Raw genomic sequence first — 19,264 nt, 5'->3', positions numbered from 1 at the left:
CTCCCTTCCCCTTCCCATTCACCCCTTCCCTTCGCCATGACCAGCACCACTCCCTTGCGTCTCAGTCCCCACGAATTGCAGGACCGTTTGCGCCAGGGTCGCGTCAGCGTGATCGACGTACGTGAACCGATGGAATACGTCGGCGGCCACATCGCCGGCAGCCGCAATGTGCCCCTCGGTCAGCTCACCCAGGCGCCACTTCCCTCCGCCCCTGTAGTGCTGGTGTGCCAGAGCGGTGCCCGCAGTGAGCGGGGGATGGCGGCTCTGCGCGCCAAGGGCTTCGGCGAAGGTCTCGCGGATCTGGAGGGCGGCATGCTGGCTTGGCAGCAGGCCGGTCTTCCCGTGGAGAAGCGCAAGGGGGCGCCGTTGCCCCTGATGCGTCAGGTGCAGATCGTGGCCGGTGGCCTGGTGCTCGCTGGCGTGCTCCTCTCGGTGCTGGTGGCACCGGGCTGGATCTGGCTCAGTGGCTTTGTCGGTGCCGGCTTGATGTTTGCCGGCATCAGTGGTTTCTGCGGGATGGCCCGACTGCTGGCTGCCATGCCCTGGAATCAGGTGCGCCCGTGATCGCGCTGCTGCTTCTCGGCGGTGGTGTGATCGGTTTTCTGTTGGCGGTGCTCGGTGCCGGTGGCTCGATCCTGCTGCTTCCCATCCTCGTGACGGGAGCCGGCCTCTCCACCCGCGATGCGGTTCCTCTCTCGCTGGTGGTGGTGACCCTGCTGGCGATCGCCAACCTGCTGCCCTACCTGCGCCGTCGCCTCGTCGCGCCCCGTCCGGCCCTGCTCCTGGGGGTGCCTGCCCTGGTGGGGGCCTGGATCGGAGGCACGATGGTGAAGGCCGGCTGGATCGCCGAACCGGTGCAGCTGGCTGTGTTTGCCGTCGCGGCCCTGCTGGCGGCCTGGTTGATGCTGAGTCGCCAGAAGCGATCGGATCGAGCGGACGACGAGCCTGCGGTTGCCGCTGCCACGGTGCGAGCACCGGCCCTGATGCTGCAGGGGGTGTTGGTGGGCTTGCTGACGGGCATTGCAGGCGTTGGTGGCGGCTTTGCGATCGTGCCCGCCCTTGTGCTTTTGGCCGGCCTGCCGATGCAGCTGGCGAGCGGCACCAGCCTGGTGCTGATTGCCCTGAACAGTCTGGTGGCCCTCGGTGCCCTGGGTCACTGGCCTGCCGAACGCTTACCCCTCGTGATCCCCCTCTTGATCGGCGGTGCTGCGGGGGGGCTGCTCGGCCAGGCCCTGGCGCCCCATCTCAAGGACCGCCAGCTCCGCATCGGCTTCGCTGTCCTGCTGGTGTCTGCGGCCTTGCTCACGGGATGGGAGGGGTTGCGGCGTCAACGCGCTCCTGTCAAGCAAGTGAGCAACAGCACCGTTCAGTGGCCCTCTTTAGGGTCTGCATGATTGGGACCTGATGGCAGTTGTGCTGAGCGCTGACTCCCTCCGCCAGGCAGGTCTGTTGATCGTGCCCCTGTTGTTGCTTTCGATCGCCGTAGTGGCCGTGGCGGTCGACCGGATTCTGTTCTGGTGGCAATGGCGTCAACGGCAGGATCAGCGGCTGGATGGATGGCTCGCCGAGCTCGACAGTTGTCGTCCATCTCAGCAGTCTCTCCACCAGGACCTGCTGGTGCGTCGCCTGGAGCGCTCCCTGTCCCGTTGGGATCCGCTCCTGGATCTCGCCCTGGTGCTGGGTCCCCTCCTTGGTCTTCTGACCACGGTGGTGGGCCTCATGCGTCTGCTCCAAGCCCTAGGCCCCGACTTGGTGCTCCCCGCCCGCAGTGCTGATCTGCTCGCTGCCTATGGCCAGGTTCTGTCGGGGACCGTGTTGGGTCTGCTGATTGCTTTGGTCGCCCTGCTCGTGCAAAGGCTCACCCGGATGCAGCGCCAGGCGGTTATCGGCCGCTTCGAAGAGGCCTGTTTGCTGCGACGCGCGCAGCTTGTCTGATGCCTTTCCTGCTCGCCACTTGCGTTGCAGTGCTCAGCCTCAGCACCTTGCTGGCTGTGCTTCCTGGTCTGCTCTCCTCTCCACGGCTCGACACCTTCGCTGAAGGGCAGCCCACGCCGGCGACCCGCCAATGGTTGGTGGTCCGCTCCGCAACTGGCAGTTGGTATCTCAACGGTGATGCGGTGTCTGCTGCGGTCCTGTCCCGCTCGCTTCGCCAGTCGAGCCCGAAGCCTTCCGTTGTGGTGCTGATGCCTTCCAGCGCCCGCACCGCAGCTGATGTGGCGGGGGATCTTCGCTGGCTTCGAGCGCAGAGCAATCGTCCCGTACGGATTGACCGTCCTGAAGGGGCATGGCAGCCATGAGGGATCCCGCTTCGGCTCACTGGTTGCTGGCCCTCAGCGGCTCAAGCCTCTGCCTCTGTTTGTTGGCAACGGCCCTGTTGCTGCTTCCTCAATGGCAGCAACAGTTGCCGGCCCGTCGGGGCGTGGTGAGCCTCCATCTGTCTGCGGATGGGTCTCTTCGGTTGTGGAATCAGCCGATTGCCTCTGCGGCTCTTCCCGGGCTTCTGGCGCGGACCCGTCGCCTCTCCCCCTCCACCAGGATCCGCCTTGTGGTCGCTCCCCAGGTCCCCTGGGGTGTGGTGCAGGACCTGCTTCCCCGTCTTGATTCCAGCCCCCTTCATGTGGACCTTGAACTTCCTCCGACGCCGCGCTCCTGAGGCGTGTGCCCTGGCGCTTCCCCTCGCGATTGCGGTGCTCATTCATGCCCTGCTCATCGGCCTTGGCAGCTGGCGTGGCCGTGGGGCCGAGGCCTCGCCGCCGGAGCCTGCGGTGATCGACAACACGCCTCAGCTCGTGCGCTTGAGCCGTCGCATCAATCGCAAGGAACCCCTGGTGGCCGCCTCGGTGCTCAGCCTTAGCGCCACCCTGCCGCCTCCACCGCCAGAGCTGCTCAAGACCACCGAGCAGCCTGAAGCGAAGGATGACTGTGGGGGGAGGGCTGCAAACGGCAAAGCCGCTAACTCCAAAGCAGCCAGCTCAAAAGCAGCCAGCTCAAAAGCATCGAGCAGCCAAGCAGTCATCGCCCGCTCGACTCCTGCCGTTGCCCCTGCGTTCGAAGGCCCTGAGTCGCTCTCTCCAGAGACAATCAGCCGACTCTGGGGCGAAGCAGTGCCGGTGGCGGTTTGGCCCGAGGTGTTTGGTCCTGTTCCGGAGGGTGCTCAGATCCGTCGACTCCCGTTGAAGGCCCTTGGCGGACGCAGCGCAAAACAACTTCACAAGTTGACGATGACGTCGTCATCGGCTCAATTCCAGTTGCGAGCGGACGATCAGGGGGTCTGGATCGCGCGGCAGACCCTGAATTAGGTCTAATTGCGCACAGAGGGAACCGGGTGAGACCCTTAAGAATGAAGGGGTTAAGGATTTGTTAACCCCCTTTAACTCCTTCATTCATGCCCCTATTTCTTCTGGTGCTGCTGGCCTCCTTTGCGGGATTTCGCGTGCAGGAGGGTGGTGTGGCCTGTCAGATCTTTGAGAACGGGGCTGGAAGTTTCGATCCCGTCAGTCAGCAGGTCAGCCTTTGCCCCAAGGTGGCCTCGCAACGCGGGCGTTCCCTCGCGGAAGTGGCACGGCACGAGTTCTTTCACGCCGTTCAGCATCAGTTTCAGCGTGAGCAGGGGTTTCTCCCGGATTCTCTGCTCACCCCTTTGGTGCGTCAGTTCATGGACGATGGGGAAGTGATGGCTGTGCTCAGCCTTTACCCCGAGGCGGAGGTCAACTCGGAGCTCGAGGCGCGTCTGGCCTCTCGATGGCTTCCCAATGCTGTTGTTGCCGCAGGCTTGCTCGCCGGTGCCCTGGTGGTGGAGCCAGAGCGGGCCGGAGCCATCGGCAGCATGCGCGCTTACCTGCTCACCCTTTGATGCAGGGTGTCCGCCAACCTCAAGGCCAGGGCGATGGTGGTTAGGCCTGGTCCAACGCTGGGGCAACTCGGGAAGACACTGGTGTCGCCGAGATAGAGGTTGTCGAGTTCATGGCTGCGGCCGTCGGCATCGACCACGGAGGCGGCGGGGTCTTCTCCCATGCGGCAGGTTCCGCAGGCGTAGCCCACCACGCTGAGTGGTGCTTCCCCGCGGGGGTGAGTCGGCGCTGTGCTCACCACGCGAGTGATTGGATCGCTCTCCACCGCCTTCAGCGTATCGATCCAGCGGTATACCAGCCGATCGTGGGCCTCACGGTTGTTATGCAGGTAGTTGATCCTGATCTGGTCGTTGTTCAGCCACACCTTGTTGTGGGGATCCGGCAGAACTTCGGTCATGGCCCACCAGGCCACCGAGCGCGAAGCGAGTCTTTCCAGGCCGAAATCGGGCAGCAGTTTGCTCACCAAAGACAGCACCGGGGGGGATTCGGCGAACAGCGCATCCTGAAGCACACCACCTGCGCTCTGGATGTGTCCGAGGGGGAAACTGACGTTTTTGTCTCCCCAGTAGTAGTCGTTGATGCCTAGGGAGCGCGCATAGCGTCCGCTGTTGGGTTCCGCAGCCAGCTGCAGGATTGAGGTGAGCTGCAGATTCATCAGGTTGCGCCCCACCTGATCGGAACCATTGCTCAGACCGCGAGGGTGGTGGTGGTTGGCCGAGCGCAGCAGGATCGCGGAGGAGTTGATCGCACCGGCGGCCAGCACCACGATGTCAGCGCTGAACAGCCACCTCTCTCCGGCGACCTCTGCTTCGACGCCTTTCACGGCTCGGCCGCTTGGATTCACATGCAGGCGCGTGACCTTGGCCTGGTTGCGCACCTCGAGCTTGGTGCTGTCCGCCTCATTGAGACCGAAGAGCTCAGCATCGCCACTGGGATCCTCCCGATCTTCGGACCAGCTCAGGGGAAGGTCGTAGGGCTGGCATCCCTGCCGTCGCAGTCCTTCGCGCAGGGGCTCAAGGAATGGAATCAGCGGTTTCGGGGCATGGGCGTAGGGGCCCGAGCGGTTGGGTTCGGTCGGGTCGATGCCGGCTTTGCCATGCACCCGATACAGCGTCTCAGCTTTGTCGTAGTAAGGCGCGAGGGCGTTGTAATCGAAAGGCCATGCCGCAGAGACCCCTTCCTGCAGTGGGAGTTCGCCGAAGTCTTTCTCGCGCATCCGCTCGAGTGCTGCCCCCCAGATCTTGGTGTTGCCGCCCAGGGCATAGGTGGTCTGCGGGGCGAAGGGATCACCATCCGGCCCAAACCAACGTTCATTCCTCGGGTGGTAACGGTCCTTGCGGAACAGATCCACATCGGCAACGTTCTGGTCTTCGAGCGCCATGGCTCCGCCACGCTCCAGCACCAGCACCGTGTGGCCCAGGCGGGTCAGAGCTCCGGCCAGGGTTCCGCCACCGGCGCCGCTGCCGATGACGATGAAGTCGTAATGGCGATCGTCGATGATCATGGCTGAGTGATGGCTGTGGAGACCAGGGGCTGTCGAGACCAGGGGCTGTCGAGACGGGAAAGCGTCGCGGAATCAGCTGCTGCGCTGCCAGACGTAGATCAAGAGGTAGAGGATGATCCAGATGACATCCACGAAGTGCCAGAAGAGGCTCACGGATGTGACTCCCATCTCCCCCTTCGCATAGTTGTTGGGTCGGAAGGAGCGGGCGAGCATCAGACCCATCAGCAGAATGCCTGTGATCACATGCAATCCGTGGAATCCAGTGAGCAGATAAAAGGTTCCGCCGAACACACCGCTGCTCAGGCTGAAGGGAAGTTCTGACCATTCCACGTACTGCCCATACACGAAGTAGCTGCCCATGGCCATGGTCAGCAGCCAGAAACCCCGGAATCCCCAGAGGTTTTCTTTATGCAGACAGCGCTCCGCGACGTAGGCCACGAAGCTGGAGCTCACCAGGATGATCGTGTTGATCAATGGCAGCTTGGTTTCCAGTCCCTCCACTCCCTCGGGCAACCATTCCGGTGCCGTCAGTTTCAACAGGGCAAAGCCGCTGAAGAAGGCCAGAAAAATGATGCTTTCTGAGCAGAGAAAGATGATGAAACCAGTGAGATTGTGGCCGTCATGCTTGATATGGCCTGGCTGGTGATTATGCGGTAGATCTGGATTGGCGGTGGTCATGATCTTCAGGCCTCCTGGGCGCGGCGGATGTAGTAGTCCTCGTCCTGCACGAGGGGTTTGCCCAGGCCGTAGCCATAGGGCTCACTGATGACGGTGGGCACATCGTCTTCGAAGTTTTCGGCCGGAGGTGGCGAAGGCAAAAGCCACTCAAGACCGATGGCATTCCAAGGATTGGCGGATGCCTTGGCACCGCGGGCCCAGGAGCTCACGATGTTGAGGATGAAGGGAATCGAGGCCACGCCAAGCATGAAGGCCCCGATGCTGGCGATCACATTCCAGAGAGCGAACTCCGGGTCGTAGGAGGCCACCCGGCGGGGCATTCCATAGAGTCCTGCCCAGTGCAGGGGCAGCCAGTTGAGGGTGGCACCAATAAAGGTCAGGGTGAAGTGCACCTTGCCCAAGCCTTCGTAATACATCCTGCCGGTGAACTTGGGGAACCAGTGATAGATACCAGCGAAGATGCCGAACCCAATGGTGTTGAAGATGATGTAGTGGAAGTGGGCTACCACGAAATAGGTATTGCCCACATGGATATCAATCGGTGCGGTGCCAAGCATGATGCCGGTGATCCCGCCGAGGATGAAATTCACCAGGCCCCCCAGCACGAATAGCATCGGAGTGGTGAGTCGGATCTTGCCGCCCCAGAGGGTGCCAAGCCAGGCGAAGACCTTCACTCCTGTAGGGACGGCGATCAACATCGTGGTCACCATGAAGAGATTGCGCATCCACTGAGGAGTTCCTGAATAGAACATGTGATGCACCCACACAATCAAGCCCAGAAAAGTGATGATGAATGAGGCGATCGCCACGAACTTGTAGCCGAACAAGGGCTTGCGTGAATAGACCGTGATCAGCTCGGAGAAAATTCCGAACACCGGCAGAACCATCACATAAACGGCCGGGTGCGAATAGAACCAGAAAAAGTGCTGATAGAGCACTGGATCACCGCCACCTTCAGGGCGGAAGAAGCTGGTGCCGAAGCTCAGATCAAACAGGAGCATGATTGCGCCGCCGGTCAGAGCGGGCAGGCCGACCAGCTGCAGGGTCTGGGCAGCCCATGCGGTCCAAACAAACACAGGCATGCGGAAAAAACCCATGCCAGGAGCCCGCATGCGGATGATGGTGGTCACGAAATTAATCGCGCCCATGATGGAGGAGATTCCGGAAAGGGCCACCGCCAGGATCCACAGGAACTCTCCGTTAATGAGATGCCCCAGTGGGTTCTGAATGCTGATTGGTGGATAAGACCACCAGCCGGCAGATGCTGGACCGCCTGGAACGAAAAAGCTTGCTAAAAGCACAACGGCGAACACCGGCACGAGCCAGAAGGCCGCAGCATTCACCTTCGGGAATGCCATGTCTGGTGCTCCGATCATCGTGGGGATCAACAGATTGTTGAAACCGTTGAGAACCGGAAAGAGAAACAGGAACAGCATCACTGTTCCGTGCATCGTGTAGAGACCGTTGTAAACGGTTGGGTCTACAAGGTCCGATGGTGGTGTGATCAGCTCGCCGCGCATCACCATCGCCAACAGGCCGCCAACCAGCAGGAAGAACAGCGACAGGCCCATGTACTGGAGCCCGATCACTTTGGCGTCTGTATTGAACGTAAAGAACCGCTTCCAGTTGTCAGGAGCTCCCGGCACTGGATGGGGCGCCTTCAGAACACGGAGGTCGTACTTTGTGGTGGTCATGGTTCTCAGGCGTCGTGAGGCGCGTTGGGGTTGCCGGGGTCATTGACCATCGGTGGTGGAGCTGGGGGAACCGTTGCCCAGCCCCGGTCTCCTTGGGCCAGTCGCTGGGCATAAAGCTCTGTGCCCGGGCTCAAACCAGCCACCAGAGGCTGGGCGGAGCTGGTGGAGAGCCAGGATTCGAAGTCGTCCTCGCTGTCGACGATCACATCGGTCTGGTTGTGCGAGAAATAGGCACCGCTGAACTGTGAATCGCGGAGCCGGTAACGTCCCTCGCGGGTCGGCGTGATGCTGTAAGAAATCACACTGCCTGGAACGATGTCCTGCTTGAGGCGGAAGGCGGGAATGAAGAAGCCGTGGATCACATCCAGGCTGCTGAGCTCGAAGTTGGCTCTCTGATTGATCGGCAGATGCAGTTCGGAACTGCGAACGCCGTTCGGGTAGATGAACTCCCAGCTCCACTGACGGGCGATCACCTGGATGGGGCCATAGTCCTTGTGGGGATCGACCACAAGGGATGTTTCCGGACCGAGGCCACCTTCCACGTCGTATTTCACTTTGGGGCCGAGAGCCGCGAGCTTCTCATTGACATCGATCGAATAGAAGGCGAGTGCCATCACGATCACGAAAGGGATCACTGTCCAAGTGATCTCCAGGCGCGTGTTGCCCTCGATCGGTAGGCCATCGCTTTCGTCATATTTTTCGGCCCTGTTGACAATGACCGACCAGAGGATGAAACCCACGCAACCGATGAAGATGAAGCTGCCAATCCCCACCTCAAGGCTGAACAGCCCATCCACATAAGGAGCTGCAGTCGAGGCCGGAATAGGTAACCAGCCATAGGCCCAGCGGGAAACCTGATAGCTGAGCAGAGCATCGATCAACGTGCAGATCAGGATCACTGCCACGAGACGGACTGGCAGTCCGCCACGCCCCTTGGGTGTGCTGGTCGTCATGGCAGTACCTCGCGTAGATCAGCACCTGCCGCCAAGAGTTGGTCGGCGGTGATATGCACCCCGAATTCGCTGGCGAGCCAGGCGCCAAGGCTCCCGTGGACGCCCATCAGCACCAGGATCAGGCTTCCGCAGGCCAGATAGAGCCAGCTCACCTGACGTCCGTAGTCTTTGCGCCAGACGAAACGCTGGTAGCCGCGCCAGATCGTCATGGCAACGATCATCAGGAGCAGAGCCACGCCACCTACCGCATGCCACAGCATGGTGTCGATGGCGTTCTGGCCGATCACGCTGCGCACTCCTGGCAGGGGAACCGCGAGCAACATCTCGTAGAAACCGGCGCCCACGGTGAAGAAACTGATCAGGCTGCAGGCCAGCAGGTTGTACCAGCCCACATCGTGGAAACCGACCCGCGTGACCGGCAGGGCGAGGTAGCGGAACACCCGCTTCTCAAGTGGATAAAAGGCACCAGCGAAGTCGAAGGCGATGCCGATCGCAAACAGGCCGATGGTGAAGTGCACCAGATTCGGATGCACCGGAACGATGTAGGGGAGATCGTTGGCTCCCAACTGATCGACGATCTCATTGATCGGCGAAGAGATCGTTGTGAAAAGTTCGCTGAAGCGAGGGCTCATGAGATCACTCCGCTGCGCACGGCCTCAACCACCGGAACGGTGTGGAGTCCGTAGACCCACACGAGCATGTCGCCGAGATACACCTGGCAGAACACCAGCACGGCCAGGACTCCGTCAATCACGAGGAAACCCGCCGGAAGAACGGTGGGATCCTTCTGGCGAACGACGTAACGCCAACCGGTCAAAAGGCCGAGTACCCCGGCCAGCGACCAGCCGATCGTGCTGTGGTAATTCAGCAGATCGCGGGCAGCTCCGTAGGGATTGGCCAGACCTGCTTCGATCTGACCAAAGATGATCGCCACGAAGATGGCGACGGTGGCGACCACCAGATTCCAAAAGCTGACTTCAAACAGGTTTCTCCGCCGGGTGATCACCCCGAGCAGGTCGAAGACGACCGTGATCAGGGCCATCGCGATCACGAAGTGAACCACGATCGGGTGGATCACATCGAGCCAGGGCAGATTCTTGTCGTTAAGAGGTGGGAGCAGCTCGAGCATCAGCAAGCCGCGCATTGCCTTTCAAGAATGATCAGCCTCTGCTCAGGAGTCATCCCTCCTTGTCGGATTGCGAATGCCTTATGTGTGTTTGATCACCGAAGCAGGTGATCCCTGTCACGACTGCTCACTGTCACGATGGCTCGCTGTCGAGGCTGTCTCGGCGATAGCGAAGCTGGCGCCAGTAGAGGATCGCCTGGAGGGCGATCAGCACCAGCACGGCAGGCAGCACAAGGCAGAGCATCGCCAGTCGAAATTCGTCTTGCCAGCTCGGCAGGGTGCGGGGCAGCACCTGGTCAATCACATAAAAGATGTAAAGGCCAACGAGGATTCCTCCTTCCAGTCGGGTGATCCGCCCTTTGGTCCAGAAGATGGGCATGCAGGCCAAGGTCGTCAGCACCATCACCGGCAGATCACGCTCGATCAGCATCGGGTCGACATGCAGGCCATGGGCCCCGGAAGCGAGGGCTGCGCAGCTGAGCACCAGCAGCTGGTTGAGCAGGTTGCTTCCCACCACGTTGCCGATGGCCAGATCGGTCCGCCCCCGGATCGCCGCCACCAGGGAGGTGATCAGTTCTGGCATCGAGGTGCCCGCCGACACAATCGTGAGTCCAATCACGGCCTCGCTCACCCCGAGGAAGCCAGCGGCGGCGCTGGCTCCTTTCACCAGCACGTTGGAGCCGAAACCCAGCAGCACAATGCCTGCGGCCAGGCGCAGCAGCGCCCCCCAGAGCCCCTGATCAGCCGAGCTCGGATCGATCTCCGGCTCGGCTTCCTCCATGCCATCAGGCTCTTCCCGAGCCGTGCGGATCTCCCAAACCGTGTTGATTGCTAAGGCGACCAGCAGGGCTACTCCTGCCTGCCAGGTGACCCGGCCTGCCGAGGCCATGCCCCAGACGGCGGCTGAGATCGCCAGCAGCAGGGGAACATCCCTGCGCACGAGACGACTCTCCACTCGCAGAGGCAGCACGAGGGCGCTGCTGCCGAGCACCACCATCACATTGAAAATGTTGCTGCCAACCACGTTGCTGACCGCCAGATCGGCGGAGCCTTGAAGGGCGGAGCCAACGCTCACAAACAATTCCGGCGCACTAGTGCCAAGGGCGACCACCGTCAGGCCGATCACCAACTGGGGAATCCCCAGAATCAGAGCCAGGGTGACGGAGCCCTGGACGAACAGTTCACCGCCTCCAAACAGCAGGGCGATTCCGACTAGCACTTCCAGGGCGACAATCAGGAAGGGGGGCATCGCGACGCTGAGGGAGAGGATTAAGTCTGCTCTTGAGGGTGATGACGAATCCTGGTCGTCCGACAGGTCTGCCCTCAAACCAGACACCTAGCATTTCGCGACCTCACCCTCTTGTTCAAGGTGCTTCTGAATCACATCAGCACCCGGAATCTCCGGGGTGACGCCTTTGGTGGCGTCACCGCCGCCGTGATCGCCCTGCCCATGGCCCTTGCCTTCGGTGTGGCCTCAGGTGCCGGTGCCGCGGCTGGACTCTGGGCCGCAGTGATCATTGGACTGGTCGCCGCCCTGTTCGGTGGGACGCCCACCCTGATTTCCGAACCCACCGGTCCGATGACGGTGGTGTTCACCTCGGTGATCCTCAGCTTTACGGCCACAGCTCCCGATAAGGAGACCGCCCTGGCGATGGCCTTCACGGTGGTGATCCTGGCCGGCCTGTTCCAAATCCTCTTCGGGGTGTTCCGCCTGGGTCGTTACGTCACCCAGATGCCTTACACGGTGATCTCCGGCTTCATGTCCGGGATCGGCATCATTCTCGTGATCCTTCAGTTGGCACCCTTCCTGGGGCAGGTCAGCCCCAAGGGGGGAGTGGTCGGCACGCTGACTCAGTTGCCGCAGCTGCTCTCTGGGGTTCGGCCCTACGAGTTGGCCCTGGCCCTGATCACCGTGGCGATTCTGTGGTTGACCCCCAGCCGGCTGAAGAAGATCTGCCCCCCCCAGCTCCTGGCTCTGGTGGTGGGAACGATCCTGTCGGTCACGTTGTTTGCGTCGGCGGATCTGCGCACCATTCCCGAATTCCAGGCTCAGTTCCCCACCCTGCACCTGCCCACATTTTCAGCAGGTCAGATTCGGCTGATGGTGATCGATGCCGCTGTGCTGGGCATGCTCGGCTGCATCGATGCTCTGCTCACCTCGGTGGTGGCGGACAGCCTCACCCGCACCGAGCACAATTCCGATAAGGAGCTGGTGGGTCAAGGCCTCGCCAACATTGCCTCTGGTCTGTTCGGTGGATTGCCTGGTGCTGGCGCCACCATGGGCACCGTCGTGAATATTCAGGCTGGTGGCCGCTCCGCCCTTTCCGGCGTTGTCAGGGCCGTGATCCTGATGCTGGTGATCCTGCTGGCAGCCCCCTTGGTGTCGACGATCCCTCTGGCCGTGCTGGCGGGCATTGCCCTCAAGGTGGGTCTCGACATCATCGACTGGGATTTCCTGCGCCGCGCCCATCACCTGTCTCTGAAGGCGGCCCTGATCACCTATGGCGTGATCGCGTTGACCGTGTTGGTCGATTTGATTGCTGCGGTGGGAATCGGAGTGTTCGTGGCCAACGTGCTCACGATCGACCGCATGAGCGCCCTGCAGTCGAAGCGGGTGAAAACGATCAGCACCGCTGATGATGATGTGGAGCTTGCTCCTGAGGAGCAGCAGCTTCTCGACAAGGCCGCTGGCCGCGTGCTGCTCTTTCAGCTCGCTGGTCCGATGATTTTCGGGGTTGCCAAGACAATTGCCCGTGAACACAACGCCATCGCCAATTGCGACGCGGTGGTGTTCGACCTGCGGGAAGTCACCCATTTGGGTGTGACCGCCTCTTTGGCCCTTGAAAACGCGATCAAGGAGGCCCTTGAGGTGGGCCGCCGGGTGCATCTGGTGGTGCTTCCTGGTGCGGCCCGCACCCGTCTGGAGAAGCTGAAGCTGATCGAGCAGATTCCCGGGGAGTGCATCAGCGAGGATCGTTTGCAGGCCCTCCACTCCGCGGTGGCTGGTCTTCCCGTTTGATCCCTCGCCCATGGATATCCCATCCCGCATCGTCCTGCGTCGCCCCGACGATTGGCATGTGCACCTGCGGGATGGGGCCATGTTGGAGGCGGTGCTGCCATCGACAGCGCGTCTTTTCGCCCGGGCCATCGTGATGCCCAACCTCAGGCCCCCGGTGACGACCACGAAGGCCGCTGTTGCGTACCGCGAGCGCATCCTGGCGGCGTTGCCCCCAGGTCTGTCGTTCACGCCGCTGATGACGGCCTATCTCACCGATTCCACCGACCCTCAGGATCTGAAGCAGGGGTTCGAGGCTGGAGTCTTCACGGCGGTGAAGCTTTATCCCGCCAATGCCACCACCAATTCTGCTGCCGGGGTCAGGGAGCTAGACGCCATCACGCCAGTGCTCGAGACGATGCAGGCGATCGATCTGCCCCTCTTGATCCACGGCGAAGTCACCGATCCAGAGGTGGATGTGTTTGATCGGGAGGCTGTGTTTATCGAACGGCATCTGGTGCCGTTGCGCCGCAGGTTTCCCTCTCTGCGGGTGGTGCTGGAGCACATCACCACCGAACAAGCTGTGGACTATGTCCGCGCTGCGCACCAATCAGGGGAACAGACCCTGGCGGCCACGATCACCCCTCACCATCTGCATCTCAATCGCAACGCGATGTTTGAGGGTGGGTTGCGCACCGATTTCTATTGCTTGCCAGTCGTGAAGCGGGAGCGCCATCGTCGTGCCCTCGTGGCAGCGGCCACCGGTGGTGAGCCCTGTTTCTTTCTGGGCACGGATTCCGCTCCCCACCCCCGCTCCGCCAAGGAAACCAGCTGTGGCTGCGCGGGCATCTTCAATGCGGCCCACGCCCTGGAGAGCTACGCCGCGATCTTTGAGCAGCAAGGGGCGTTGGATCGCTTGGAAGGCTTTGCCAGTGAGCATGGGCCCCGTTTCTATCGCCTGCCTCTCAACAGCGAAACGGTCACCCTGGTGCGCCAGCCCCAGGTGGTACCCCAGAGCCTGACGCTGTCGGATCGCAGGGCGGATGCCCTCGATGCAGCGGAAGCGCCGCGTTTGTTCCATGCCGGGGAGACCCTGGCTTGGCGTGTCGCGGTGGATGGTTAGAGCCCAGGACTGCTCATCATGATGCCGCCGTCGGCGAACAGGCTGGTGGCGGTCATGTAGCTGGCGCCGGAGTGCACCAGCTGAAATTCGGGTTGATCTCTTCCCCACTGACGGTCGCTCAAGTAGGTGCCCCAGCGACCCCATGGCTCGTGCCCCGCATCTCGCTGTTGACAGCGCAGCAGTTCTGCGGGCTCCATGGAGCATCGATCTCGCGTCAGCTTCAAGCTAGGCAGAGGGCATGAACTTCCCTAGTGATTGCCCAGAGACTGAGTGGGGGCGGGGGGACTTGAACCCCCACAGGATTTTCATCCCAAGCGATTTTAAGTCGCGTGCGTCTACCGATTCCGCCACGCCCCCAGTGGGTGGTCGGCTTCCGGCACCCTGAACGGCATCCTAGATTTCGACGCAACCGGTTGATTGATGTCGTGTTGGATGCCCTGACGAGCCTGCTCGATCCAACCTGGCTTCCCGTGCTTGTGGCCTATGGGTTGTTGGGTGGGGCCTATCTCTTCATCGTGCCGCTGGGGCTGTTTCTGTGGATGAATCGCCGTTGGCATCACATGGGTAAGCTCGAGCGGCTTGGGATCTACGGTCTCGTCTTCCTGTTCTTCCCAGGAATGATTCTGTTTGCTCCTTTCCTTAATTTCCGTCTTCAGGGTCAAGGAGAGGTCTGACCGTTGACTCGTCTCAAGGTGATTCTGCTGGGGCTGATGGTCCTGGTGCTTGGTGGTGTTGGTTATGGAGCCTTCTCCGCCGCAGGTTTTCAGGATGCTTCGGCCGGAATCGCTGCTGAAGCGGTTCTGATTGTGATCGTCATCATCTGGACCGGCTCCTATCTCTTCCGTGTTGTCACCGGAAGAATGACCTTCATGGAGCAACGACGGCGCTATCGCCAGGCCTACGACGAGGTCACCGATGCGGAACTGTTGGCTCGTTTCGATGCGCTCAGTCCTGAGCAGCAGCAAAGGCTTCTTGCTGAGGTTGCAGGGGATTCCGATCAGACCCCAAGCCCTGAACCGTAGGCTCAACCCATGAGGTCGTCCCAGGAATCCGCCGCTTCTCAAGAATCCAAAGCCATGCCCTGCAGCGCCATCACCGCTCGCTTCCAGACGCTGAAGGCCGAGGGCCGGATGGCGTTGATGCCTTTTCTGATGGCTGGCGATCCGGATCTGGACGTCACCGCTGATGTCTTGCTGAGCCTTCAGGACAATGGGGCCGACCTGGTGGAACTCGGCATTCCTTACAGCGACCCGCTCGCCGATGGCCCTGTGATTCAGGCCTCGGCCTATCGGGCCCTTGGTTCAGGAACCACACCGGGCAAGGTGCTTGAGATGCTTCAACGACTGAAGGGAAGACTCACGATTCCTGTGATTCTGTTCACCTACAGCAATCCACTGCTTAATCGTGGTCCGGAGCGATTTTTTGCCGAAGCCGCTGCTGCTGGCGCCGCCGGACTGGTGATTCCAGATCTTCCTTTGGAGGAAGCGGAGAGGTTGTCTCCCTTGGCGGCTCAGCAGGGCCTGGATCTTGTGCTTTTGGTGGCACCCACCACCCCAGCAGAGCGCATGGCCAGGATTGCTTCCGCCAGCCGCGGGTTCACGTATCTGGTGAGTGTCACTGGAGTGACGGGAGAACGCGCGAATTTGGAAGGACGCGTGGCGTCACTTGTGGAATCTCTGAAGGGCTGCTGCTCGATTCCGGTGGCCGTTGGTTTCGGAATTTCTGGTCCTGACCAGGTGATTCAAGTCAAGCAATGGGGTGCCGACGGGGCGATCGTTGGTAGTGCCCTAGTCAAAAGAATCGCCGCTGCAGATCCTGGATCTGCAGCGGCGGAAGCGGGTGATTTTTGCCGGCAGCTACGGAGCGCTGCTAGCAGCTGATCACTCTTCGTCTTCGTCGGTGCTGCCAACAGGAACCAGACGAATCTGCTTACGGCCAAGCTTGATTTCAAACTCATCGCCAGGCTTGAGGTCGAGCATGGCGGTGTAGGCCTTGCCAATCAGCAGATTGCCATTGCCTTGAACTGTCGCCACATAGGAGAGTTTGCGGCCGCCTTTGCCAACACCTGCGCCGCCACCGGCGCCGAGGTTGACGCCCTTGGCTTCCAACAAAGCCTCGTAGAACGCGGTGAAATTGAGCCGTTCGCCGCCATCTTTCTTGTCGGAGACGTAGCCACAGGCGCGGACGAGATCCGACTTGCTGACATCGCCCAGCTCTTTGACTTTAGTGAGCAGGTCGCTCCCGGTGAGCATGATCGTGATTAAAGAGATCTACTCCGCAAAGATAGCGTTTGATCGTGCCTTTGCGCCAACCTTTGCGCGATACTTCTTCAGAAGCTGGTTCAAACTCGACCGATGGCACGATTCGTTCTCTGGGGTACTTACTGCGAGAACGCCCTAGAAAAACGTGCACCCTTCCGCGAAGAGCATCTATCTCGATTGGCGACCTTGAAGCAGGAGGGCACATTGATCACGCTCGGTCCAACGGAGAGCAGTACCCATGTGTTTGGGATTTTTGAAGGCGAATCCCGTGCTCAGATCCTGTCTCTGCTTCAGCAAGACGTTTATTGGCGGCAAAAGATCTGGACCGAATTAGAGGTTTACCCTTGGATCCAGGCCTTTTGAGCTTGGTCCCAGACCCAGGCGGCTACTGCGATGTCTCCGTTTTCCCCGAGCACTTCGCCATAGCCAGACATCTGGCCGATGCCTTCTCGGGCCACCCTGGCGATTGCCTCTTGGTTGTCGAGTCCTCGCTTCTCGAGTGCAGAGAGTTTGAGCGTGCGTCCCCGACGAATGATGTTGCCCCCATGGGGATGGCATCCGGCGCAATGGAGGTCAAACAGTTGCTCCCCATCTGCGGCCTGAGCGCTGATGGAGAACGGGGCCAGGCTGATGGTGGCTGCGATGCAGAAACCAGCGATCCAGCGCAGAAGCTTCATCGGGGCCTTCGTCCAATCAGTTGATTGGATTATTTTGCGCCAGCTTCGAGGGTGGCACGCTGATAGCGCTGCACCAGGTCAACCGGGGAGCGATAGCTCTGGGGAAGGCAGGTGTGCAGACGCTCCAGATAATCCCAGCAGATCGTGCGTTGAATCGCTTGGAGATCACGTCCTTCGGACACCAGCCGCCTGAGTGCTTGGCAGTAGCTGGCGAAGCCTGCCTCCAGTTCTCCAATGGTCAGGGTTCTGCTGGAGGCTGTCATCTTGGATCCGCGAGATCGTTATGACTTTCAGTGGAGCAGCATCGATTCGTCTGTTGCCAGGATCACGGCGTTGGATAGAGGTCCTCGCTTGGCGGAAGCAGATTTGCAGCAGTTTCTCCATAAGGTGAACCAACTGAACGCTCTGGTGGCGTGCCTAGAAACGGATCCAGAACGGCGGGCCCGCTTCGCAGCATGCACGGATCACAACCAGGTGGTGCAGTTGGCCAGCTCCTGGGGATTTGCAATCGGCAGGCGCTGGGGTGATGCACCACAGTCGGTGGGGGATCGCACAGACAATCTGCTCGGATCGTCTGCACCACCGGCGGGCGAGGAGGTGGTGCAAACCCTTCAGCAAGGCCCTGACTGGAGTTTGCAAACCATCCATTCCTCTGATGCAGCAAGCCCTCAAGGCTTCTGGTATGACCAGGACGAGCATGAATGGTTGGTGGTCCTTCGCGGTAGTGCCACCATTCGGCTTGAGGGACCCGAGGAGCTGCGGGATCTCAGCGTGGGGGATTCGCTTTACTTAGAGCCTCACCGCCGACACCGCGTTGAGCGTACGGATCCTGATCCAGGAACGCTTTGGTTGGTTCTGCTGTGGAAGGATCGCTCGGAAGCGGTCGTTGGTTGCTCGCCCGCATGACGAGCCAGTAGGCACCGGCAAGAGCAATCGAGGCCACGCCCAGCCCGACCAGGAGCTGCGGTTTGTCTTCCGAGCCCGCCGGCAGCACGATCACCTTTCGGGCGACTGCGGTGAGAGCCGTGACCAGCACCAGCTCGAGCTGCACCACATGGCGGCGCAGATAACTGGTGACGTTCTGCAGCACTTCGATGGCAATCAGCACCGTGAGGAGATCACCGAGCACTTTGATCAGACCATCGCCCAGCCAGGAGGTGTTGCCGGTGTTGAGCAGGGAAACAACCACCCTTTGGATGAGCTGCAGCAACGAAGCGGCAATCACCACACAGGTGATCACAGCCAGCACTTTGGCCACGATGCGTTCAACGCTGTCGACCGCGTGCAGGAATGAAGGGAAGGGACGACTGGAGCGCGTCAAGGGTCTCGTCAGTTGCTGAAGGGTTGGTAGTAGGGCTTGGCAGGGGTGTCGCCGGGGGGATTGACGATCTTGGTGTTGCAAGTGACTGCACCGTCGGCGCCTTCGACGCAATCAGTGGGCACCACCTTGCTGTTTTGCCCGGTCCGGCTGTTGGGACCCAAAAGCCATCCTTCGGTCTGGGCCCGTAGTTCCACTGGGGCGAGAAGGCTGAGCCCTGAGAGCAACCCGAGCAGCAGGCCCTTGGATGTGATCGCGGTGTTGGTCAGGCTCACGACTTACCTGTGACTTGCCCCATCCTGCCGCTGATCCCGCTCAGTTGACGCGATCGTCGCGGATCTCCTGAAGGAGGAGGTCCAGCTGTCCAAAGGGGTCAGGGTCTGCTCCGCCCAGATCCGAGCGTCCGGAGGCTTCGTGGCCGCTCTGCATTTGGGCTGTGGTGCTCCATTCAGCCTCAATCGCGCAGAGCCTCGCGGCGAGGCGGGGCATACCACCGAGCCGATGCTCTCGCTCCAGCACCTCCATGAGGGCGGGCATGCGGGTGGAGCTGGCTCGCAGGCTGCGCCGCAGATCTGCCTGGGTGCGTCCCTGCTGCTTCAGCCAGTCCTTCAGGAGGACGGTGAGTTCCGTTTCGATCTCGGAGGTCCAGCGCTTCATGGGCGACCGTTGGGGAACCAGCGATCCAGTTTGCGTTGTGCTCGCTGCCGGATGGCATCGCTGACGTGATTGCTGTGCAAGCTGATCAGGGCCGTGAGAGCTACGAGATCATCGCTGAATCCGGCAACGGGCAGCAGGTCGGGAATCAGGTCTGTGGGGAGCAGCAGGTAGGTGAGCGCCGCCACCATCGTTAAACGCACTTGTGGAGGCGTGCCTGGGTCGAGAACCAACTCCAGGGCTTCAAGAGCGGGACGGGCGATGGTTCGACCAGCACGGCGGAGCAGGCGGCGAAACACCCCCTCATCGATCACCTCACTGTCAATGACCTCACTGTCGATGACCTCGCTGTCGATGACCTCGCTGTCGATGACCTCGCTGTCGATGACCTCGCTGTCGATGACCTCGCTGTCGATGACCTCGCTGTCGA

28 protein-coding genes, 1 tRNA gene and 1 pseudogene are annotated in these 19,264 nt (G+C 61.0%); 14 read left to right on the top strand and 16 right to left on the bottom strand.

Annotated elements, in window-relative coordinates:
- Positions 1–36: 36 nt before the first annotated feature.
- From H0O21_RS12275 to H0O21_RS12245, 7 genes are all read left to right on the top strand, one after another.
- Positions 37–564, top strand: a complete 528-nt coding sequence (locus tag H0O21_RS12275) for a rhodanese-like domain-containing protein (RefSeq protein ID WP_185189839.1) — start codon at positions 37–39, stop codon at positions 562–564.
- Entirely contained in the window at positions 561–1,394 is an 834-nt protein-coding gene (locus tag H0O21_RS12270) for a sulfite exporter TauE/SafE family protein (protein ID WP_185189838.1), read from the top strand. Before H0O21_RS12275 ends, H0O21_RS12270 begins: the two co-directional genes overlap by 4 nt.
- Before the next feature lie 10 nt (positions 1,395–1,404).
- Entirely contained in the window at positions 1,405–1,935 is a 531-nt protein-coding gene (locus H0O21_RS12265) for a MotA/TolQ/ExbB proton channel family protein (RefSeq protein ID WP_240789345.1), read from the top strand.
- On the top strand, positions 1,935–2,297 hold the full coding sequence (locus H0O21_RS12260; RefSeq protein ID WP_131456374.1) for a hypothetical protein: 363 nt from the start codon (positions 1,935–1,937) through the stop codon (positions 2,295–2,297). The genes H0O21_RS12265 and H0O21_RS12260 overlap by 1 nt, the downstream gene beginning before the upstream one ends.
- Positions 2,294–2,653, top strand: coding sequence for a hypothetical protein (locus tag H0O21_RS12255; protein ID WP_131456562.1), 360 nt, complete (start codon positions 2,294–2,296; stop codon positions 2,651–2,653). Before H0O21_RS12260 ends, H0O21_RS12255 begins: the two co-directional genes overlap by 4 nt.
- Positions 2,625–3,299 carry a hypothetical protein gene (locus tag H0O21_RS12250; RefSeq protein WP_185189837.1) on the top strand — a complete coding sequence of 225 codons (675 nt, stop codon included), beginning with the start codon at positions 2,625–2,627 and terminating at the stop codon, positions 3,297–3,299. The genes H0O21_RS12255 and H0O21_RS12250 overlap by 29 nt, the downstream gene beginning before the upstream one ends.
- An 86-nt stretch (positions 3,300–3,385) precedes the next feature.
- Complete coding sequence (locus tag H0O21_RS12245) at positions 3,386–3,853, top strand: hypothetical protein (RefSeq protein ID WP_131456378.1); 468 nt, start codon at positions 3,386–3,388, stop codon at positions 3,851–3,853.
- Here H0O21_RS12245 and H0O21_RS12240 read toward each other — a convergent pair.
- From H0O21_RS12240 to H0O21_RS12210, 7 genes are all read right to left on the bottom strand, one after another.
- Positions 3,835–5,355, bottom strand: coding sequence for a GMC oxidoreductase (locus H0O21_RS12240; protein ID WP_185189836.1), 1,521 nt, complete (start codon positions 5,353–5,355; stop codon positions 3,835–3,837). The two genes, H0O21_RS12245 and H0O21_RS12240, sit on opposite strands and share 19 nt — an antisense overlap.
- Positions 5,356–5,427: 72 nt before the next feature.
- The gene (locus H0O21_RS12235; RefSeq protein ID WP_185189835.1) at positions 5,428–6,033 is read right to left on the bottom strand and encodes a heme-copper oxidase subunit III; all 606 of its coding nucleotides are present in this window, start codon (positions 6,031–6,033) and stop codon (positions 5,428–5,430) included.
- A 5-nt stretch (positions 6,034–6,038) separates the two neighbouring features.
- Positions 6,039–7,727: a cbb3-type cytochrome c oxidase subunit I gene (locus H0O21_RS12230; RefSeq protein WP_185189834.1), complete on the bottom strand. Its 1,689-nt coding sequence runs from the start codon at positions 7,725–7,727 to the stop codon at positions 6,039–6,041.
- Positions 7,728–7,732: 5 nt separating this feature from the next.
- Entirely contained in the window at positions 7,733–8,680 is a 948-nt protein-coding gene (locus tag H0O21_RS12225; protein WP_185189833.1) for a cytochrome c oxidase subunit II, read from the bottom strand.
- Positions 8,677–9,312 carry a DUF2231 domain-containing protein gene (locus tag H0O21_RS12220; protein ID WP_185189832.1) on the bottom strand — a complete coding sequence of 212 codons (636 nt, stop codon included), beginning with the start codon at positions 9,310–9,312 and terminating at the stop codon, positions 8,677–8,679. Before H0O21_RS12220 ends, H0O21_RS12225 begins: the two co-directional genes overlap by 4 nt.
- A complete protein-coding gene (locus H0O21_RS12215; RefSeq protein WP_131456390.1) occupies positions 9,309–9,809 on the bottom strand; it encodes a DUF2231 domain-containing protein in 501 nt (166 codons plus the stop codon). Before H0O21_RS12215 ends, H0O21_RS12220 begins: the two co-directional genes overlap by 4 nt.
- Positions 9,810–9,939: 130 nt before the next feature.
- Entirely contained in the window at positions 9,940–11,055 is a 1,116-nt protein-coding gene (locus tag H0O21_RS12210) for a calcium/sodium antiporter (RefSeq protein ID WP_185189831.1), read from the bottom strand.
- Between the two features lie 120 nt (positions 11,056–11,175).
- On the opposite strand from H0O21_RS12210, the gene H0O21_RS12205 reads away from it, so the two are divergent.
- Both H0O21_RS12205 and pyrC read left to right on the top strand, forming a co-directional pair.
- Positions 11,176–12,825, top strand: a complete 1,650-nt coding sequence (locus H0O21_RS12205) for a SulP family inorganic anion transporter (protein ID WP_131456394.1) — start codon at positions 11,176–11,178, stop codon at positions 12,823–12,825.
- 10 nt (positions 12,826–12,835) lie between these two features.
- Positions 12,836–13,924, top strand: coding sequence for a dihydroorotase (gene pyrC, locus H0O21_RS12200; protein ID WP_185189830.1), 1,089 nt, complete (start codon positions 12,836–12,838; stop codon positions 13,922–13,924).
- Here pyrC and H0O21_RS12195 read toward each other — a convergent pair.
- Positions 13,921–14,121 carry a hypothetical protein gene (locus tag H0O21_RS12195; RefSeq protein ID WP_185191045.1) on the bottom strand — a complete coding sequence of 67 codons (201 nt, stop codon included), beginning with the start codon at positions 14,119–14,121 and terminating at the stop codon, positions 13,921–13,923. The two genes, pyrC and H0O21_RS12195, sit on opposite strands and share 4 nt — an antisense overlap.
- A gap of 74 nt (positions 14,122–14,195) precedes the next feature.
- Positions 14,196–14,281: transfer RNA gene (locus tag H0O21_RS12190), tRNA-Leu, on the bottom strand.
- Between the two features lie 68 nt (positions 14,282–14,349).
- On the opposite strand from H0O21_RS12190, the gene H0O21_RS12185 reads away from it, so the two are divergent.
- Genes H0O21_RS12185 through trpA form a run of 3 tightly spaced genes read left to right on the top strand, consistent with a single transcriptional unit; the run spans position 14,350 to position 15,804 of the window.
- On the top strand, positions 14,350–14,598 hold the full coding sequence (locus H0O21_RS12185; protein ID WP_131593120.1) for an NAD(P)H-quinone oxidoreductase subunit L: 249 nt from the start codon (positions 14,350–14,352) through the stop codon (positions 14,596–14,598).
- Positions 14,599–14,601: 3 nt separating this feature from the next.
- Complete coding sequence (locus H0O21_RS12180; RefSeq protein WP_185189829.1) at positions 14,602–14,946, top strand: DUF3007 family protein; 345 nt, start codon at positions 14,602–14,604, stop codon at positions 14,944–14,946.
- A 54-nt stretch (positions 14,947–15,000) separates the two neighbouring features.
- Complete coding sequence (gene trpA / locus H0O21_RS12175; RefSeq protein ID WP_131594005.1) at positions 15,001–15,804, top strand: tryptophan synthase subunit alpha; 804 nt, start codon at positions 15,001–15,003, stop codon at positions 15,802–15,804.
- Here trpA and H0O21_RS12170 read toward each other — a convergent pair whose 3' ends face one another.
- The gene (locus tag H0O21_RS12170; RefSeq protein ID WP_131456412.1) at positions 15,805–16,176 is read right to left on the bottom strand and encodes an AbrB family transcriptional regulator; all 372 of its coding nucleotides are present in this window, start codon (positions 16,174–16,176) and stop codon (positions 15,805–15,807) included. It lies immediately after the preceding gene.
- 102 nt (positions 16,177–16,278) lie between these two features.
- Here H0O21_RS12170 and H0O21_RS12165 point away from each other — a divergent pair, with 102 nt between their 5' ends.
- Positions 16,279–16,548 carry a YciI family protein gene (locus H0O21_RS12165; protein WP_131456414.1) on the top strand — a complete coding sequence of 90 codons (270 nt, stop codon included), beginning with the start codon at positions 16,279–16,281 and terminating at the stop codon, positions 16,546–16,548.
- On the opposite strand, the gene H0O21_RS12160 is transcribed toward H0O21_RS12165, so the two are convergent.
- Together H0O21_RS12160 and H0O21_RS12155 are read right to left on the bottom strand one after the other, a co-directional pair.
- Positions 16,524–16,862 carry a c-type cytochrome gene (locus tag H0O21_RS12160; protein WP_185189828.1) on the bottom strand — a complete coding sequence of 113 codons (339 nt, stop codon included), beginning with the start codon at positions 16,860–16,862 and terminating at the stop codon, positions 16,524–16,526. The two genes, H0O21_RS12165 and H0O21_RS12160, sit on opposite strands and share 25 nt — an antisense overlap.
- A 29-nt stretch (positions 16,863–16,891) precedes the next feature.
- A complete protein-coding gene (locus H0O21_RS12155) occupies positions 16,892–17,125 on the bottom strand; it encodes a DUF3136 domain-containing protein (protein ID WP_185189827.1) in 234 nt (77 codons plus the stop codon).
- On the opposite strand from H0O21_RS12155, the pseudogene H0O21_RS12150 reads away from it, so the two are divergent.
- Positions 17,097–17,666, top strand: a pseudogene (locus tag H0O21_RS12150) (Nif11 domain/cupin domain-containing protein); the annotation flags it as partial. The gene H0O21_RS12155 and the pseudogene H0O21_RS12150 sit on opposite strands and share 29 nt — an antisense overlap.
- Here the strand turns inward: H0O21_RS12150 and H0O21_RS12145 are convergent.
- From H0O21_RS12145 to H0O21_RS12130, 4 genes are read right to left on the bottom strand one after another with little or no spacing between them, the layout of a single operon-like run.
- The gene (locus tag H0O21_RS12145) at positions 17,629–18,183 is read right to left on the bottom strand and encodes a phosphate-starvation-inducible PsiE family protein (protein WP_255441027.1); all 555 of its coding nucleotides are present in this window, start codon (positions 18,181–18,183) and stop codon (positions 17,629–17,631) included. The pseudogene H0O21_RS12150 and the gene H0O21_RS12145 overlap by 38 nt on opposite strands.
- An 8-nt stretch (positions 18,184–18,191) precedes the next feature.
- The gene (locus H0O21_RS12140) at positions 18,192–18,455 is read right to left on the bottom strand and encodes a hypothetical protein (protein WP_185189826.1); all 264 of its coding nucleotides are present in this window, start codon (positions 18,453–18,455) and stop codon (positions 18,192–18,194) included.
- Between the two features lie 40 nt (positions 18,456–18,495).
- The gene (locus H0O21_RS12135) at positions 18,496–18,837 is read right to left on the bottom strand and encodes a hypothetical protein (protein ID WP_131593135.1); all 342 of its coding nucleotides are present in this window, start codon (positions 18,835–18,837) and stop codon (positions 18,496–18,498) included.
- On the bottom strand, positions 18,834–19,205 hold the full coding sequence (locus H0O21_RS12130; RefSeq protein ID WP_185191030.1) for a YkvA family protein: 372 nt from the start codon (positions 19,203–19,205) through the stop codon (positions 18,834–18,836). The genes H0O21_RS12135 and H0O21_RS12130 overlap by 4 nt, the downstream gene beginning before the upstream one ends.
- Positions 19,206–19,264 lie beyond the last annotated feature (59 nt).

The sequence above is a fragment of the Synechococcus sp. HK01-R genome (assembly GCF_014217855.1).
Lineage (GTDB): Bacteria > Cyanobacteriota > Cyanobacteriia > PCC-6307 > Cyanobiaceae > Synechococcus_C.
This window is presented reverse-complemented; position numbering and strand designations above follow the sequence as displayed.

Coding starts and splice junctions, on each gene's coding strand:
- H0O21_RS12275 (WP_185189839.1), top strand. CDS start 37: ATGACCAGCACCACTCCCTTGCGTCTCAGTCCCCACGAATTGCAGGAC.
- H0O21_RS12265 (WP_240789345.1), top strand. CDS start 1,405: ATGGCAGTTGTGCTGAGCGCTGACTCCCTCCGCCAGGCAGGTCTGTTG.
- H0O21_RS12260 (WP_131456374.1), top strand. CDS start 1,935: ATGCCTTTCCTGCTCGCCACTTGCGTTGCAGTGCTCAGCCTCAGCACC.
- H0O21_RS12255 (WP_131456562.1), top strand. CDS start 2,294: ATGAGGGATCCCGCTTCGGCTCACTGGTTGCTGGCCCTCAGCGGCTCA.
- H0O21_RS12245 (WP_131456378.1), top strand. CDS start 3,386: ATGCCCCTATTTCTTCTGGTGCTGCTGGCCTCCTTTGCGGGATTTCGC.
- H0O21_RS12240 (WP_185189836.1), bottom strand. CDS start 5,355: ATGATCATCGACGATCGCCATTACGACTTCATCGTCATCGGCAGCGGC.
- H0O21_RS12235 (WP_185189835.1), bottom strand. CDS start 6,033: ATGACCACCGCCAATCCAGATCTACCGCATAATCACCAGCCAGGCCAT.
- H0O21_RS12230 (WP_185189834.1), bottom strand. CDS start 7,727: ATGACCACCACAAAGTACGACCTCCGTGTTCTGAAGGCGCCCCATCCA.
- H0O21_RS12225 (WP_185189833.1), bottom strand. CDS start 8,680: ATGACGACCAGCACACCCAAGGGGCGTGGCGGACTGCCAGTCCGTCTC.
- H0O21_RS12220 (WP_185189832.1), bottom strand. CDS start 9,312: ATGAGCCCTCGCTTCAGCGAACTTTTCACAACGATCTCTTCGCCGATC.
- H0O21_RS12215 (WP_131456390.1), bottom strand. CDS start 9,809: ATGCTCGAGCTGCTCCCACCTCTTAACGACAAGAATCTGCCCTGGCTC.
- H0O21_RS12210 (WP_185189831.1), bottom strand. CDS start 11,055: ATGCCCCCCTTCCTGATTGTCGCCCTGGAAGTGCTAGTCGGAATCGCC.
- pyrC (WP_185189830.1), top strand. CDS start 12,836: ATGGATATCCCATCCCGCATCGTCCTGCGTCGCCCCGACGATTGGCAT.
- H0O21_RS12195 (WP_185191045.1), bottom strand. CDS start 14,121: ATGGAGCCCGCAGAACTGCTGCGCTGTCAACAGCGAGATGCGGGGCAC.
- trpA (WP_131594005.1), top strand. CDS start 15,001: ATGCCCTGCAGCGCCATCACCGCTCGCTTCCAGACGCTGAAGGCCGAG.
- H0O21_RS12170 (WP_131456412.1), bottom strand. CDS start 16,176: ATGCTCACCGGGAGCGACCTGCTCACTAAAGTCAAAGAGCTGGGCGAT.
- H0O21_RS12165 (WP_131456414.1), top strand. CDS start 16,279: ATGGCACGATTCGTTCTCTGGGGTACTTACTGCGAGAACGCCCTAGAA.
- H0O21_RS12160 (WP_185189828.1), bottom strand. CDS start 16,862: ATGAAGCTTCTGCGCTGGATCGCTGGTTTCTGCATCGCAGCCACCATC.
- H0O21_RS12155 (WP_185189827.1), bottom strand. CDS start 17,125: ATGACAGCCTCCAGCAGAACCCTGACCATTGGAGAACTGGAGGCAGGC.
- H0O21_RS12135 (WP_131593135.1), bottom strand. CDS start 18,837: ATGAAGCGCTGGACCTCCGAGATCGAAACGGAACTCACCGTCCTCCTG.